At 43.6% G+C, this 15534-nt stretch carries 13 protein-coding genes, 1 tRNA gene and 1 rRNA gene; 1 reads left to right on the top strand and 14 read right to left on the bottom strand.

The window, feature by feature from the left end; translation table 11 throughout:
• Together AC1EK3_RS05375 and AC1EK3_RS05370 are read right to left on the bottom strand one after the other, a co-directional pair.
• Positions 1 to 166: ribosomal RNA gene (locus AC1EK3_RS05375) — 16S ribosomal RNA — on the bottom strand; the annotation flags it as partial.
• 192 nt (positions 167 to 358) lie between these two features.
• A complete protein-coding gene (locus AC1EK3_RS05370) occupies positions 359 to 505 on the bottom strand; it encodes a hypothetical protein (protein ID WP_162861153.1) in 147 nt (48 codons plus the stop codon).
• A gap of 535 nt (positions 506 to 1040) precedes the next feature.
• On the opposite strand from AC1EK3_RS05370, the gene AC1EK3_RS05365 reads away from it, so the two are divergent.
• On the top strand, positions 1041 to 1811 hold the full coding sequence (locus AC1EK3_RS05365) for an SIR2 family NAD-dependent protein deacylase (protein ID WP_480033026.1): 771 nt from the start codon (positions 1041 to 1043) through the stop codon (positions 1809 to 1811).
• On the opposite strand, the gene AC1EK3_RS05360 is transcribed toward AC1EK3_RS05365, so the two are convergent.
• The 12 genes from AC1EK3_RS05360 to tgt form a co-directional block, all read right to left on the bottom strand.
• Positions 1812 to 3722, bottom strand: coding sequence for an alpha-glucosidase (locus AC1EK3_RS05360; RefSeq protein WP_480033027.1), 1911 nt, complete (start codon positions 3720 to 3722; stop codon positions 1812 to 1814).
• 214 nt (positions 3723 to 3936) lie between these two features.
• Positions 3937 to 4905 carry a ketopantoate reductase family protein gene (locus tag AC1EK3_RS05355; RefSeq protein WP_004119821.1) on the bottom strand — a complete coding sequence of 323 codons (969 nt, stop codon included), beginning with the start codon at positions 4903 to 4905 and terminating at the stop codon, positions 3937 to 3939.
• Positions 4906 to 5147: 242 nt separating this feature from the next.
• On the bottom strand, positions 5148 to 6194 hold the full coding sequence (locus tag AC1EK3_RS05350; protein WP_480033194.1) for a ribokinase: 1047 nt from the start codon (positions 6192 to 6194) through the stop codon (positions 5148 to 5150).
• Positions 6195 to 6240: 46 nt separating this feature from the next.
• Positions 6241 to 6636 (bottom strand): D-ribose pyranase, encoded by a 396-nt coding sequence (gene rbsD / locus AC1EK3_RS05345; RefSeq protein ID WP_101885802.1) that lies wholly within the window; start codon positions 6634 to 6636, stop codon positions 6241 to 6243.
• A 293-nt stretch (positions 6637 to 6929) separates the two neighbouring features.
• Positions 6930 to 7868 carry a D-ribose ABC transporter substrate-binding protein gene (locus AC1EK3_RS05340; RefSeq protein ID WP_480033195.1) on the bottom strand — a complete coding sequence of 313 codons (939 nt, stop codon included), beginning with the start codon at positions 7866 to 7868 and terminating at the stop codon, positions 6930 to 6932.
• A 264-nt stretch (positions 7869 to 8132) separates the two neighbouring features.
• Positions 8133 to 9134, bottom strand: a complete 1002-nt coding sequence (locus AC1EK3_RS05335; protein ID WP_480033028.1) for an ABC transporter permease — start codon at positions 9132 to 9134, stop codon at positions 8133 to 8135.
• 171 nt (positions 9135 to 9305) lie between these two features.
• Positions 9306 to 10799: a sugar ABC transporter ATP-binding protein gene (locus AC1EK3_RS05330; RefSeq protein WP_480033029.1), complete on the bottom strand. Its 1494-nt coding sequence runs from the start codon at positions 10797 to 10799 to the stop codon at positions 9306 to 9308.
• 218 nt (positions 10800 to 11017) lie between these two features.
• Positions 11018 to 12028, bottom strand: a complete 1011-nt coding sequence (locus AC1EK3_RS05325) for a LacI family DNA-binding transcriptional regulator (protein WP_480033030.1) — start codon at positions 12026 to 12028, stop codon at positions 11018 to 11020.
• A gap of 390 nt (positions 12029 to 12418) precedes the next feature.
• Positions 12419 to 12874 carry a nucleoside deaminase gene (locus AC1EK3_RS05320; RefSeq protein WP_480033031.1) on the bottom strand — a complete coding sequence of 152 codons (456 nt, stop codon included), beginning with the start codon at positions 12872 to 12874 and terminating at the stop codon, positions 12419 to 12421.
• A gap of 81 nt (positions 12875 to 12955) precedes the next feature.
• Positions 12956 to 13726 carry an alpha/beta hydrolase gene (locus AC1EK3_RS05315; RefSeq protein WP_480033032.1) on the bottom strand — a complete coding sequence of 257 codons (771 nt, stop codon included), beginning with the start codon at positions 13724 to 13726 and terminating at the stop codon, positions 12956 to 12958.
• Between the two features lie 175 nt (positions 13727 to 13901).
• A tRNA-Leu gene (locus AC1EK3_RS05310) sits at positions 13902 to 13984 on the bottom strand.
• Between the two features lie 75 nt (positions 13985 to 14059).
• Positions 14060 to 15385: a tRNA guanosine(34) transglycosylase Tgt gene (gene tgt / locus AC1EK3_RS05305; RefSeq protein WP_480033033.1), complete on the bottom strand. Its 1326-nt coding sequence runs from the start codon at positions 15383 to 15385 to the stop codon at positions 14060 to 14062.
• Between the last annotated feature and the right edge of the window lie 149 nt (positions 15386 to 15534).

Here is a 15534-nt window from a genome sequence, read left to right as displayed (position 1 = left end):
CCACCCGTTTCCAAGAGCTATTCTGGAGCATGGGGCAGGTTGGTCACGCATTACTCACCCGTTCGCCACTCTCACCAACCAGCAAGCTGGTCAGATCCCGTTCGACTTGCATGTGTTAAGCACGCCGCCAGCGTTCATCCTGAGCCAGAATCGAACCCTCCACGAAAAACTTCAATGAAGAGCCAACAAAAGGCTCCAATATTAAAAAGAAAAAGACGAGACATTCTTTAAGGAAAGAACATCCCAACAAAAAACCTCACCACCATTTAACCATCTCTCAGGCACCCTGCAATCTGCAAGGCAGGCAATGAACTGGCAATAATTAACTAATAAGTAGTACAGACACGCTCTTGAGTTCTCAAACCACCACCACACCAGCCGGCTCATCAACCTCAACCGAGGAGAACCAGCCGCGCTGAGCAGCAAGAGATAAACTTACACCAACCCACGCTAAAACGCAAACCCACCAAAAACAAACACCCCAAAACCATTGAAAACAAGCCAAAACACCGGCGTGTCGAAAATCGCGAAAAAGCACCCAAAAACCAACACAGAACCAGGAACAATAATCAAAACCAACAAAAAATAATCAAAAATAGCCCCAAAAACCTCAAAACCGGGAGTGTCGCATCGACTTGCTTTTCGCTTAAAGCGTAGCGCGAAAAGCAACCCGATGCGGTAGCGCTTGCTTATGCAGAAAGCACAGTGTGCTTTCCGCGCAAGCGCGCAAACGATTACGCTTTCTTTAAACTAATTAAGAAAGCGTAATCTGACGACCAAAGAAGATTAACTTAAAGTGAGCTTAATGCGGTAGCGCTTGCTTTACAACGCTCGCGCAAACTCAGCAGCAGTACACGCAAAATACTGAGCTCTATTTATGAAATAAGAAATACCTATATAAATAGATACTTATTAAATAAACTTTTATAAAGAATACAAAGCACATAAAAACACAAAAAGCGTAAAGCGCATAAAAAGAAGAAAATAAGAAAATAAGAATAGGATATTAACAGACATTAATAAAAAGAAGGAGCAGAAGAATGGGCAACAAGCAATCGAACAGCAAACGCCATATTGTTGTACTAACCGGAGCAGGAATCTCCACAAGCGCTGGCATTCCTGATTTTCGCGGCCCAGATGGCGTATGGACTAAGCACCCAGAGCAAATGAGTGTTTACGATATAGACGCGTTTTTAAGCAGTGAAGAAGAACGCATTTACTCTTGGTGCTGGCAAAAAGAGTCACCTGTTTGGAACGCTCAGCCAGGAACAGCACACAAGGCACTTGTAAAACTTGAGAAAGCTGGAATGCTAGATTTAATCGCCACCCAAAACTTCGACGCACTTCACGAAAAAGCTGGCAATAACCCAGACATTATAGTGAATTTGCACGGAAGCATTGGAACTTCACACTGCATGAGCTGCCACGCGAGCTATAAAACAGCCGATATTATGGCAGATTTAGACGATCATCCAGATCCGCATTGCAGGCGCGCTCTGCCGTACCGCGGAAATATGCCTTGCAACGGTTTAATCAAAACAGACGTCGTATATTTTGGAGAAGCGCTTCCGGAAGGCGCTATGGAACGCAGCGCGCAAGCAATAGTTAAAGCGGACGAGCTGTGGGTTATTGGTTCCACGTTAGAAGTATTTCCAGCTGCCAGCCTCGTACCGTTAGCCGCGCGTGCAGGAGTGCCTATTACGATAATGAACTTGGGCTCTACACAATACGACTATTTGGCAGAGCATATTATTCGCGAAGATATTGCGAAAGCTCTGCCAAAATTAGTAGACGAAACTATTGCAAAGTGATTATTGCAAAGTAACAGCTATACCTTCCCAAGGCGCAAGCGTACCGTTTTTAAGCGATGTAAGCGCGTGATTCACGTCGTAAGTTGTAACCATTACGTCACGCCCCACAAAAGCGTTAGAGGCGCGATTCTGCAACAATTGCGCGCTCTGCGTAGGTATAGGCACGGTTGAATCAGTCATATTAACCATTACGAGCATGCGTTCTGTAGATTCCGCATTAGATTTCGCAGCAGTCTCTGCAGAGTCATCCTGCTTTTCGCAATCAGATTTAAGCTCGCGCACGAAAGCGTACACGCACTCATCATCCGCATCGACCAAATTCCAAGAGCCAGCAGAAACAATCGGCTCCGAATGGCGCAAAGCAATCAAATACTTGTAAAAAGCGTAAACGGAATCAGAATCTTCCATCTGCTCAGCTGCATTAATATCCACATAGTTAGGATTCACACTAATCCATGGCTCTGCGTTATTTTGCGACGAAACATTAAAAGGCATAAATCCCGCATATTTAGAAGCATTCCACTGCATTGGAGTTCGAGAATTGTCGCGACCGCGCTTTGCGAGCGCATCCATCATCGACTCAGCAGACTGAATATGCGCTTCTTCTACGCGCTGCTTAAACATATTCAACGCTTCCAAATCGCGATACTGCTCGAGACGAGTAAAGTGCGCGTTAGTCATGCCTATTTCCTCGCCTTGGTACACGTAAGGGGTACCACGATGCATGTGAAGAAGCATGGCAATCGCCTTAGCAGAGCGCACACGCATCTCCTCGCTAGCCTCACTACCCCAGCGAGAAAGCGCACGCGGCTGATCGTGATTATTAAAGAACAAGCTTGCCCAACCAGCATCCGCTACCGCTTGCTGTTGCTCTGCCATCACGCGCTTTAATTCCGTAAGCTTTAGCGGCACAGGGTTCCACTTAGTGCCGTTTTCGCAATCGATATCCACGTGATTGAACAGGAATAACATGTCGAGTTCACTGTGAGTAGGGTCAGTAATATAAGTATTACGGTGCGGAGAAATTCCCGGAGCTTCACCAACAGTTAAGAAACCTTCGCGCCCCTCGAAAACTTTTGCACGCATCTCACGCAAGAATTCGTCTAAACGAGGACCATCCGAGCAGAACGGGAATGGAGAAGAATAGCCGTCAGCACCAGCCGGCAAATCTTCAATCTGGCAGCCAACTTCCCCAGGCAAACGACCTTCAGAATCAACATGCTTGGAAATTTGCGTAATCACATCCATGCGGAAGCCGTCAATTCCGCGATCCATCCACCAATTCATCATCTTGTACACGGCAGCGCGAACCGCAGGATTTTCCCAATTCAAATCTGGCTGCTTTGGCGAATACTGATGAAGGAAGTATTCTCCGCGCTTCGGATCGTAAGTCCACGCGGAACCGCCGAAATACGAGCCCCACTTATTTGGCTCCGCACCCGGCTCACCAGGCACACAACCTTCACGCGCCGGCCTCCACCAATACCAATCCGCGTAGTCACTAGAAGCATCCCTAGAAGCCTGGAACCAAGCATGCTCGTCAGAAGTGTGATTTACTACTAAATCCATCACAACTTTAAGACCGCGCTCGTGAGCTCCAGCCAGCAGTTCGTCCATATCTTCCAAAGTTCCGAAAAGCGGATCGATATCTTGATAGTCGGAAATATCGTAACCGTTATCGTCTTGCGGAGACTTGTAAACAGGACTAAGCCAGAGCACATCAACGCCTAAATCAGCCAAATAGTCGAGGCGCGAAGTGATTCCCTTCAAATCGCCGATTCCGTCACCGTTCGTATCCTGGAAGCTTCGCGGATAAATCTGATACACTACTGCATTCGCCCACCAAGGGTTTGGCGTAGCGCCGTTTGTGCGCACTGATTCTGGCAAGTTTGCTCTGTCAAAAGTAGTCATTTAATCCCCATTAATTTACGTTAATAAGTATTTTTATTACAGTTTTATTTATTACAAATAATTTTATTTATTTAATGGTATTTATGATTTTAGACTCTAAATTTTATCAGCATATTAGATGTTACGCGCGGATAATAAAAAGCGGCCCGCAGTAAAAACCGCGAGCCGCGCCTCCTTCTCATTCATTGCAAGAGCTATAGGAATACTCTCTAAATTATTGCTGATTATGAAGCTTGAACGCGAGTTCCGCCAGATGAACTCCGTGCGTTAAGAATTCGTGAGTGCGGCAAACGTAATCATTTTCGCGACCGAGCTTTGCAATATATCCGTTGATGTAATCGACTTCAGTCTTTCGTCCGCGACTCATATCTTGGTACATAGAAGGATAGTGCAGAGGATTTGCAACACGACTTACGTAATCGATAGCCTCCAACTCCTGCTGACGCGTATTAACCATACGAATTCCGGCACGATCGCACACGTCGTACGCTTCATTAATAAGCTGTCGAGCCATATCCATAGCCCCAGGATACGAAATAAACTGGCCCATTTGAATCTGATACATTGTGCACAAAGTGTTAACTACAGAATTGAAAACTACCTTCGCCATGCACGTACCCTTAAAATCTTCCGTAATAGTAGGATTCAAGCCTGCAGCTTTAAAGTCGTCTCGCATAGCAAGCTCAACATCGCTCACCTGCTCGTTCAACGCACACATATTCATTGTTCCAACGCCAACTTTACCAATAAAATCAACGTCGCCTGGACCGTTCAAAACGGTTGCAATCATTGCAGTTCCACCATAAATATGGTCATCCGGGAAATATTGCTGCAACTTTTCGAAATGACCCCAACCATTCATAGCAGCAAACACAACCTGATGCTCTTTAAACAAATGCTTACAACGCTCCAACATTTCCGCAAGCTGCATCTGCTTCATAAACACGATCCACACGTCTGGATCGCCATCATAATCTTCAGGCGTATACATATTAATCGGCACTAAATGACGGTTTTCATGGTCGCGGCTCACCATTACTCCGCCTTGCTCGCGAACTTTATTCACATTTTCATCCCAGGCATCAATGAAATCAACATGAATGCCAGCCGTTTCCTGCAACAAAACGCCATAGCGATATCCCATAGCTCCCGAACCGATCATTGCATATTTCATGCCACTCATAGTGACACCTCCTTTTAGATAAAAATGTGCTTAGGCGAAATTCGTGCATACATGGAAATTCGTCAAAGCGACTGTAAATATAGTAAAAAGCAGTAAGGCTGATTGTAGTGACTAAAATCAGCCAACTGCTTTTTGGTTTTTATAGCATATTACACAGTTTTAGAAGAATGTCAAAATTCTGTACATCGGCAAGGCGCGAACGTCAACTGAATATACTTACAATTTATGCATGCATCACCTACTTACAAGTGAAAAAATTGACGAATTTGAGCAACTGTACCGTAAGAAGCTTGTGCACCAAATCCAGTAGCAGCATATGCAGCTACATAAGAAGCAAGTGACGCTGCATCAACCAACCGCATATCCACAGACAAACACGCAAGCACAGTACCCATAAAAGCATCGCCACAACCCGTAGTATCAACGGCATTGACATGCTGAGACATAATTCGATGCACCGAATTATCCGCATAATCCAAAACCATAGACCCACGTGAGCCAAGTGTTACTATTGCCTCATTAAAGCCAAACTCATGCATTGCATGAAGCGTATGCTTCCAATCAAATGAATCCCAATCACCGCTATCTGGTTCTGAAATATGCAATAGCTGTGCCATTTCATGCTCATTAACCAGTAAGATATCTGCAGATCGTATAAGATCTCGCGGTAATGTATCCAAAAAAGGCGAATTATTAAGCAAAACTTTTACGCCATGCTCATGTGCTAAGCGAGCGCACATCGTAACCGATTCTAATGGACTTTCCAAGCAAAGCCCTAATACTTTTGCATTAGTAATAGCAGCTTGCACAGATGACGACTGAATATAATCAATATCAACTTGCGAGTTAGATCCAGGCGCATAAACAATAGTATTTTCGCCACTTTGCGCATCCACTGTAATCACTGTTGCACCACTGTTGCAATTGGGTACATGACGTACATACGTCGTATCAACACCAGATTCTCGCAAAGCACCAGTAAGAAAATCAGCATTAGCATCATTACCTACAGCACCGAACATACATACGTGCGCACCAAGCTTTGCAGCAGATACTGCCTGATTACCTGACTTACCTCCAGGCAGTATTCGTATTTCGTCACCTTTAATGGTCTCACCAGGCATAGGAAGACGATTAGCAACAATAGTATAATCCGCATTCATAGAACCAACTATCGCTACAGTAGGCATCTTCATATTTCGTAACGCAGGCAATGTCTCATGTTGCAAAGCCACGTTAACAGGCTGAATGACTTTAATCTTTTCTAAACTCTCCAACGAGTCAAGCATATGATAACTACACATAATTCTCCCTAAATATTGCGCAAAACAAAGCTTAGAATGGAACACCACAACGCAGCAACACGTTAGAATACGGAGTAGTCTCACCCGTTCGAATCACGAATTTAGCTTGCGAAACAAGAGCCTTAAATCCTTGTTCGCCATCATGAGGCACATAAGTCAATGGCACACCAAGCAAATCCTTGACCCATGTTTCTGGAACATCATCACAAGCTTCTTCCGCCATAATACCAGACTCAAGAACAAGATCGTCCTTTATTGATGCAAGCACATCAGGAAATCGCGGTATTCCAAAAACCAAGGCTAAATCAATAACTTCTACGCCAGCTGGGACAGGCAAGCCACAGTCAGAAACAACAAATTGATCCTTATGCCTCAATTTTGCAATAGCAGCTGCTAATTGTGCGTTCAAAATACCATGAGTTAACATAATTCACCCCATATCGTGGCTCATGAAAGTGACATCAACAATGATCATCACCTTTATAACAAATGCGCCACTACGAACATATATGATAAAAATCTTAATAAGAAAACAATGGCGTTGAGAACGCTAAATCATACGGTATTAATAAATTTTACTGTTACAATTATTTTCACGAAAGCATCATGAATGCTCTCAGCGCCATATAAATTTTGCATTAGCTATATTAATCCATAAAACTACTCAACATAAACTCTAATGTTTATACACAGAATTACATAGTTTTATGCAAATATGTATTACTCAAAATCACCCACATTCTTTACTGTCACTGTTTTCACAGTAATTGGCTCAGTCTTTGGAACACTTTGCCCTTTAATAGCTTTTACAGCAGCAGCAACGGCAGAACGACCAAGTTCCTTTGGCTGCTGAGCAATTGTTCCAGCCATTGTGCCGGCTTTAATAGCTTTCATACCGTCAGCAGTGCCATCGAAACCTACTACTTTAATTTCTTTACCAGCTTTAGCTCCTAATGCTTGAATGGCACCTAATGCCATCTCGTCATTTTCGGCGTAAATGCCAGTTGCATTCGGATGCGATTGCAACAAATTAGTAGCCACATTTAATGCTTCAGCACGGTCAAAGTTAGCAGTTTGTTCTGCTACAACTTTAATATTTGAATATTTTTTAATACGATCTTTGAATCCTTTGCCACGGTCGCGAGTAGAAGCCGCTCCAGGAATACCTTGCAAAACCAAAACTTCACCCTTTTCGCCCATACTATTAGCTAGCGTGTCAGCAGCCTGAGCACCACCAGCAACGTTATCGGAAGCAATATGCGAAGTAACTTTTTCACCAGCTACAGAACGGTCAACAGAAATCACAGGCAAGTTCGCGCTTAGCAACGGGGCAACTGCAGGACCAGCAGCATCAGAATCTACAGGGTTAATAATAACAGCTTTTGCACCTTGTGATTGAGCATTCTGCGCTTGATCCTGCTGCTTTGCAGAATCATTCTGAGCGTCGGAAACTTGCAAATCAACACCAAGTTTCTTTGCTTCAGCTTGGGCACCATCACGTAAATCCACAAAGAACGGATTGTTCAAAGTAGAAACTAGCAATGCGACTTTATCGCCACCATTAGTACTACCACATGCACTCATGCTGACAATAAGTGCAGATGCTGCTGCAACCGCGCAAGCAATCTTTACGCCTCGACGCATAATTGGATAATTCATCATATCTCCTTTGATTATTGCCCTGTGCTACCGCAAGTTTTTAGTTCGATAAATCCACAATGTTGCAGTGACATAAGGCTGATGTTTCACCATCTCTTTACCTTATTGTTACGTAGTTTTGAGTTATAAAGTTCAGTTATAATATTCCAAATCGTTTCAATTCTTGCTGAAAATATTGATTACTCGCCACTTACGAATCAACATTTGCAAGATTCACCTCCTTCCTACGAGAAGATCAAGTTTATAAAAAGTATTAATTTGCTGTTAGTGCGTATCTTCCTTGCGGCGCAAAGTGTCAAGGCTCACAGCAAAGGCAATAACCAAACCAATAACTACTTGCTGCCAGAAGGAGGAAACATTCAAAATATTCAAGCCATTACGAATTACAGCCAGCAAAATTGCTCCTACGAAAGTGCCAGAAATCTTACCTTTACCGCCTGAAAGCGAAGCACCACCGATAACAACAGAAGCAATAGCATCCATTTCATAGCCAGTGGCAGCCTGAGGCTGAGCGGAATGTAAACGACCGGCAATAACTAAACCAGCGATGGCAGCGAAAATACCGGAAAAAATAAACACCATAATTTGTGTTTTATGAATATTGATACCAGAAAGGCGAGAGGCCTCCATATTTCCACCAACAGCATACATAGAACGACCAGTAGTGGTGAAGTTCAGTATTACTGCAGCAATAACACCCATGATAATCATCATCACGATTGGCATTGGAATACCTAATATGTTGGCACCAAAGAAATTCACCATGCCTGAGGTGGAAATAGGACGACCGTCTGAAACAACAAGGGTAAGTCCACGCGCAACAGACATCATTGCCAATGTAGCAATAAACGATGGTAACTTAAGAAAAGCGTTCGCAACACCTGAAATAAGACCAAAAAGCGCACCGGTTACTATACCTACAACAACAGTTAACACTGGCGGCAACCCCATAGAAACGCCTGTATACGCAACCAACATGCTAGAAATTGCAGCCACCGCACCTACTGACAAATCAATACCAGCGGACACGATGACAAAGGTTTGACCGAATGCCAAAATAGCAACTGTCGCAGCTTGAATACCCACATTGAGAATATTCATACTTGTCAAAAATGCTGGCGTGGCGCACGAAAGCGCAGCACACAAGATAATCAAGCCGATAAGAGCGCCATTACGTGACGCAAACTTTTTCGCTGCAGGCAAAAATCCTTTATCAACTGAACCGTATCCCAAATGCTCAGATTTTGCACTACTCGTAGCAGCCATAATTTATACTCCTTTAACAAATTTTGCTATAACTCACTGCACTGCTGTGTGCAATAAATTGTTGTATGCAAGTTTTACGTTTGATTGGTAACTTTAATTTTTAAGATTTCAATATGGCTCATATATCAGTTTCATATTGAAAGCAGTAAGGTTTTACTCATTCCCGTATGCTCAAATACCAGATGTATTAAGGTGAGTCACTGCAAGTTCCATCACACTTTCCTGCGTAGCCTCGCTTGCAGCTAATTCACCGCTGATTCTGCCGTTCGACATCACCAATACGCGATCTGACATGCCAAGCACTTCAGGCAAATCTGAGGATGCCATCAGCACAGCACCTCCATTTTCTACGATACTGTTAATCAACTCGTAAATTTCTACACGAGCACCAACATCAACACCACGAGTAGGCTCATCCAGCAATAGCACTTTCACGTTCGCCATAGACCATTTGCCGAACACGATTTTTTGTTGATTACCGCCAGATAGCGAACCAGCGAGTTGATCAATGTTTGCCATACGAATACGCAATTTTTTTGCAGTTTCTTCTTCGCGAGTACGCTGCCCTTTCAAATCCGCAAATCCCGCATGTGCTGTAGGAACTAATGTAGAAATTCCCAAATTTTCTGCAACAGATGCTTCAAGAATCAACCCTTGTACTCGACGATCTTCTGGGACTAAACCAAGACCAGCTGCGATGCTTCCTGCAATATTCGCTTTCGCAATAGATTTACCATCAACAGTTATTGAACCTGAATCATAACTATCTGCACCAAATATTGTACGAAGAACTTCGGTACGACCAGCACCTACCAAACCTGCAAGACCCACAACTTCGCCAGCATGAACGCTGAAGGATACATTTTCTAACGTACCTTTTCGCGTTAAGCCTTCTACTTTTAGCAGCTCTTTGCCTTGACTACGTTTGCCATGAGGGAATTGATTTGTAATATCACGACCTACCATGAGTTTTACAAGTTCCTTCTCAGGAACTTGCGCATCAACAGTATCGACGTATTTGCCATCGCGAAGTACAGTTACAACATCACCAATACGCGCAATTTCATCTAAATGATGAGAAATAAACACCATTCCAACATTTTTGGATTTTAAATCTTCCATAATGTTAAATAACTGTTCACATTCTGGTTTTGTTAGAGCAGCTGTTGGTTCATCAAGAATAAGGATAGATGCATGTTGCATAAGTGCTTTGGCTATTTCTACCATTTGTTGACGAGCTACACCAAGTTGTCCCATTGGCTTATTGACATCTTCATCTAAACCGATAACTTGCAATGCAGATTCCGCACGAGCACGCATCGTCGCCCGACTAACAAAACCAGCTTTCGTAGGAAGCATACCAAGGAACAAATTTTCCATAATAGAAAGTTCTGGCACCAAATTTAACTCTTGGTGAATCACAGCAATGCCCAATTTGCGAGCAGTATCCACATTAGGAATTCGCACTGTTTCACCATTGATCTCAATATGACCTTTATCTGGCTGATAAATGCCACTCATCATCTTAATAACTGTTGACTTGCCCGCACCATTTTCACCAAGGAGAACATGCACTTCACCTGGTTTTACTGTTACAGACACATTGTCAACTACCGTAGAATTACCGAATATTTTCGATACTCCTACTAGCGATAGTTCCGTCATGTCCTACCTCTTTCTTCGCTACAGCACCACTGCTGCCACGAAAATGCAATAAATTACGCTACATTACGCTTGTGCTTTGGATGAGAATTATGCCGCAATGCGCATGCAAAAACGTAACAACAACGGTACGCTCAGGCGATTGCTGCACACGCTTACAAAGTCACGGGGTACAAAAATCAATAACAATAGTGTCAAGCTATAGAATAACAGCTTTACAGCTACGCATTTCCTAACGATTCACGCGGAATATACATAGTTTCTACTCGCTGCGATTGAACATCAACATTATGTTCTAACATATCCAAAAAAAGTGCAGCACTAGTACGACCAATGCGCTGAACTTGTTGCGAAATAGTAGAAATACGCGGCGTTGCTAAGCGGAATATTTCAACATCATCAAACGAGATAAGTGAAATATCACTGCCTATCACTAATCCTTCACGAGCCATTACATCCATCACTCGCAGCGCATCTGGCGAATAGCCGATAATAAGCGCTTTTACACCAACGCTAATCATGCGATGCAACACGCTAGCACATGAGGATTGTTCAAATCCCGTAGATTCTACAAATACATGTTCTTCGCCAAATATCTCCGAAGCCACTGTACGAAATACTTGTTCACGTTCTTGCAGTGACGGTGAAGTGATAATTGGACCCGACACGTAGCCAACTGAGCAAAAACCATGTTGTTTAACATCCAATAATGCGTCACGAATACCTTGCTCTGGATCCGAATCCACAACTGGCACATGCGTCAAATCGCCAGTCCGAGGTTCCACATGGCGATCCATAAACATAAGTGGAAGATGCTGCTCCATCAACATTCTCATAGCATCAGTTTCCTCACCTTGAGGCACAATAATCGCACCATCAATGCGTTGAGAGAGAATACTTGTAATGAATGAATCTTGACGAGCTGCACTCTCAGAAGATGTTCCAATAAACGCACAATAGCCGGCATCAAACAACGAGTCTTGCACAGTATACGCAAGCTCAGCAAAATACGCATTGCGTATATCTGGCACAAGTAACCCCACTGTCTTAGTACGAGATGACCGCATCGCCTGAGCGCGAGAATCTGGTATATAACCTAGTTCCGCAACTGCACGCTCAACTTTCGCCTTAGTGTTTGCCGATATACGACCCGTATTATTCAATGCGCGAGAAACAGTTGATACTGATATACCAGCACGTTGCGCAACATCGCAAATCGTAATGTACGACATGACACCTCCAGCTCATCTCTTATGCTCAACCAGTGTTAACAATTTTGCACTGTTATCGATATGTTTTGATTTTAGCTTGTACTCCATGTTTTATACTACGTTTTTCCATATACTCCTCTCGTTGGAGAAAAACAGCACTATGCAACCATGCATAAGAGCCTCTGTGCAATCTTATTCTCAATGAGCAGCTTCATCAGCGCTGAATAGAATCCGCAAATTGAGATAACGTTCCCACAATTGTCGGTTTCTTCAACTTACCTCATGCGGTAACGTTACCGCAACTATAACATTTTGCTAGAATGAACACAAGGGGAACACGCTAAAAATTACTTTTCATGCACTGCGTTATCTTGAATTAAACGCAACATTAAAAAATAATGCAACACTTATCTAACGTTGATGCGCAAAAAAGTTTCGCAAGAGTTGAGCACACTCAGATTCGCATACTGAACCAATAACTTCCGGACGTGAGCCAACATGAGGATCTCGCAAAATATCCCACACAGACCCACACGCACCAAGTTTGGCATCCCACGCCCCGAAAATTACGCGTTTAAGACGCGTTTGCAGCACAGCCCCAGCACACATAGGGCAAGGTTCAAGAGTTACTACCAGAGTACAGTCAGATAGATTCCAAGATTTACGCGAGATAGCAGCATCTCTCATAGCAAGCACTTCAGCATGAGCTAAAGGATCAGCGCTCTGCTCCCGCATATTTGCGCCTTTGCCAATAATATTACCACCGCTATCAAGCACAACTGCTCCAACTGGGACTTCGCCTGCAGAAGCAGACTCTCGAGCCAAATCCAAGGCTTGATTCATTGCAAATACTATCTCATCGCACATATTCGTGAAATCACTTTACAGATTAATTTACAAATTAAGAAATAAACGAAATCGAATAAATCTACATAAATCTAAGTAAATTTACATAAGCCCAGAAGAAATATCGTGAGTTACGAACCACTTGCGAATATCGCCAATTTCGTTCATATCAACAGCATGATCCAGTCCGCGATAACGACGTTCTTCTAGCCAAGTGTGCTCCTCAAGCCACGCTGCAGCAGCTGAAAATTCGTAAGGAGGAATCACGCCATCCTCTAATCCGTAGCCGAAAAATACAGGAGTATTACGCTCAGCTAAATCGTCATCTTTTAAAGCAATTTCAGATGCAGAAGTAGGAACATTAGGAGCTATGAATCCGGAAAGCGAAACGGCTGCACGATAACGCGCAGGATTCAAACGCAAAACGTGCACCGCGAGCGCAGCACCTTGCGAAAAACCAAATGGCACAATGTCGCGATTTGTTGGAATATTTTCACGCACCCACTCGTCGATTGAGACGGCGGCAGCATACATGTCGTAATCTAAATCTTCTCGCTGAGGTACAGCATCGTGGAACCAACTGTAAGCGCCTTCCGCCAGCTTAAGCGGAGCACGTAAAGCGATTGCATCATTATATGGTGCCACTACTCGCAACAAATCCAATAAATCTTCCTCGTTAGAACCCCAACCGTGAAGAAGCAAAAGCAGCGGATGCGTTGGATGAGCTGAAGCATTACCTTGCGAATACTGTGCATTCGTAACTTTTAAAGGCTCACCAAAATGACCAGGCACAACGTGAGATTCACGACCAATATGCTGTTCGTAAGAATTGTTATTTGCATTATTGATATTTAGTTCATCGTTAGCGTTCATTACATCACCGTCGCTTGTAATAAATAGAAGTTTGTACAATACTCGAGAAGTTTGTACAACATTCGCACTTTTGCACTGCAGTTGCAATATAGCTGCTTTATATTTGCACTATACTTGCACAAAAGGCCAGAATCGTAAGAGGCAAAACCCTTGCAATTCCAGCCTTTTTGACGAGTGCGAACGGCGGGACTTGAACCCGCACGAGCATACGCTCACTGCCACCTGAAGACAGCGCGTCTACCATTCCGCCACGTTCGCATACAAAGTGCAAGGCTATCATATTTAACATAAATTCGCAATATTTAGCCTAGCATTTTGCGCTCAAAACTACTCTCAGCCTTTTGAACCTTTTTCGTAATAATGAGCAAGAGTTTCATCGCGAAACTCTTCAAAATATCCGCCGTCAATAGAAGCTCGAATATCGTCAAGTAGCTTCACAAAGAAACGCTCGTTGTGAATAGTTGCAAGCGTAAATCCGTTCATTTCACTGGCGCGCAGCAAATGATCCACATACATTCTGGAATAATGCGTACAAGTGTAGCAATCGCAGCCTTCTTCAAGAGGACGCTGATCATGCTTAAACTCAGCACGTTTTACGTTGTAGCGACCATGTCGAGTAAAAATTGCGCCGTTCCTTCCGCAGCGAGCAGGAGCAACACAGTCGAAAGTATCTCCACCATTTTCAACACACGCAAAAATATCGTCAACTGCGGCAATACCAAGCACGTGACGAGGTCGATTTTCCGGCATAGCATCGCAAATCCATGCACAAGTATCACCAATAATTCGCTTCTCAATAGCGCCGCCGATTCCGACTCCATCAAAATCTAAAGAAGCAATCTGCTCGGCCGCATGCCTACGCAAATCCTCATAATTCGCGCCCTGCACAACGCCGTATAACGCTTGATAAGGCTTGCCCGCACGTTCCTCGGTTAAACGCTGATGCTCAGCAACACAACGCTTAGCCCAGCGGAACGTGCGCTCCACCGACTCCTCCTGGTAGCGACGCGTATTCATCAAAGTAGTAAGCTCATCGAAAGCAAACATAATATCCGCGCCAAGCTTATGCTGTATTCCCATAGAAATTTCGGCACTAAAACGATGCTTAGCTCCGTTAAGAGGAGACTTAAAAGTTACACCATCCTCGTCAACAAAAGCCATACGCTCCTTACCTGCTGCAATAACGTCGTCCGACTTCATGCCAGTAACGTCCATTGCAAGAGTCTTCTTAAAACCAGCACCCAAAGAAAGAACCTGAAAACCACCAGAATCCGTAAAGGTTGGCTTATCCCAGTTCATAAACTTTCCCAATCCGCCAGCTTCGTCAAGAACATCCGCTCCCGGACGCTCATACAAGTGAAAAGCATTTGAAAGCATGCACTGCGCACCCAAATCCTTAATGCTTTCTGGCAATACTGCCTTCATTGCAGCTTGAGTTGCAACAGGCACAAATGCTGGGGTATGAATATCCCCATGAGGAGTGTGTATTACGCCAGTGCGCCCGTAGCGAGCGCCGTCACGACCTTTACCTTCAGCAGTATTGGAAAGTCGCGTTTTTGTTGTAAAAGAAAATTCTTTGCGGTCACCAGGTTTCCCCGGCTCAGCTCCGCGTGGATGTTCAAGAAGACTTGTCATAACATTTACTTTATTAGAAGGCATGACGAGCGTAAATCAAAAAACACGCACAATTTATATTTTTATGTGACAATATCCAATTAATTTGCAAAATTTATGAAATTTATAAAGCAAATTATTTAAAAAATTATAAAAAAACATACTAGCTATTACATAGATAACGGCATGGTTTA

The sequence above is a fragment of the Gardnerella sp. C0026F2 genome (genome assembly GCF_056590715.1).
This window is presented reverse-complemented; position numbering and strand designations above follow the sequence as displayed.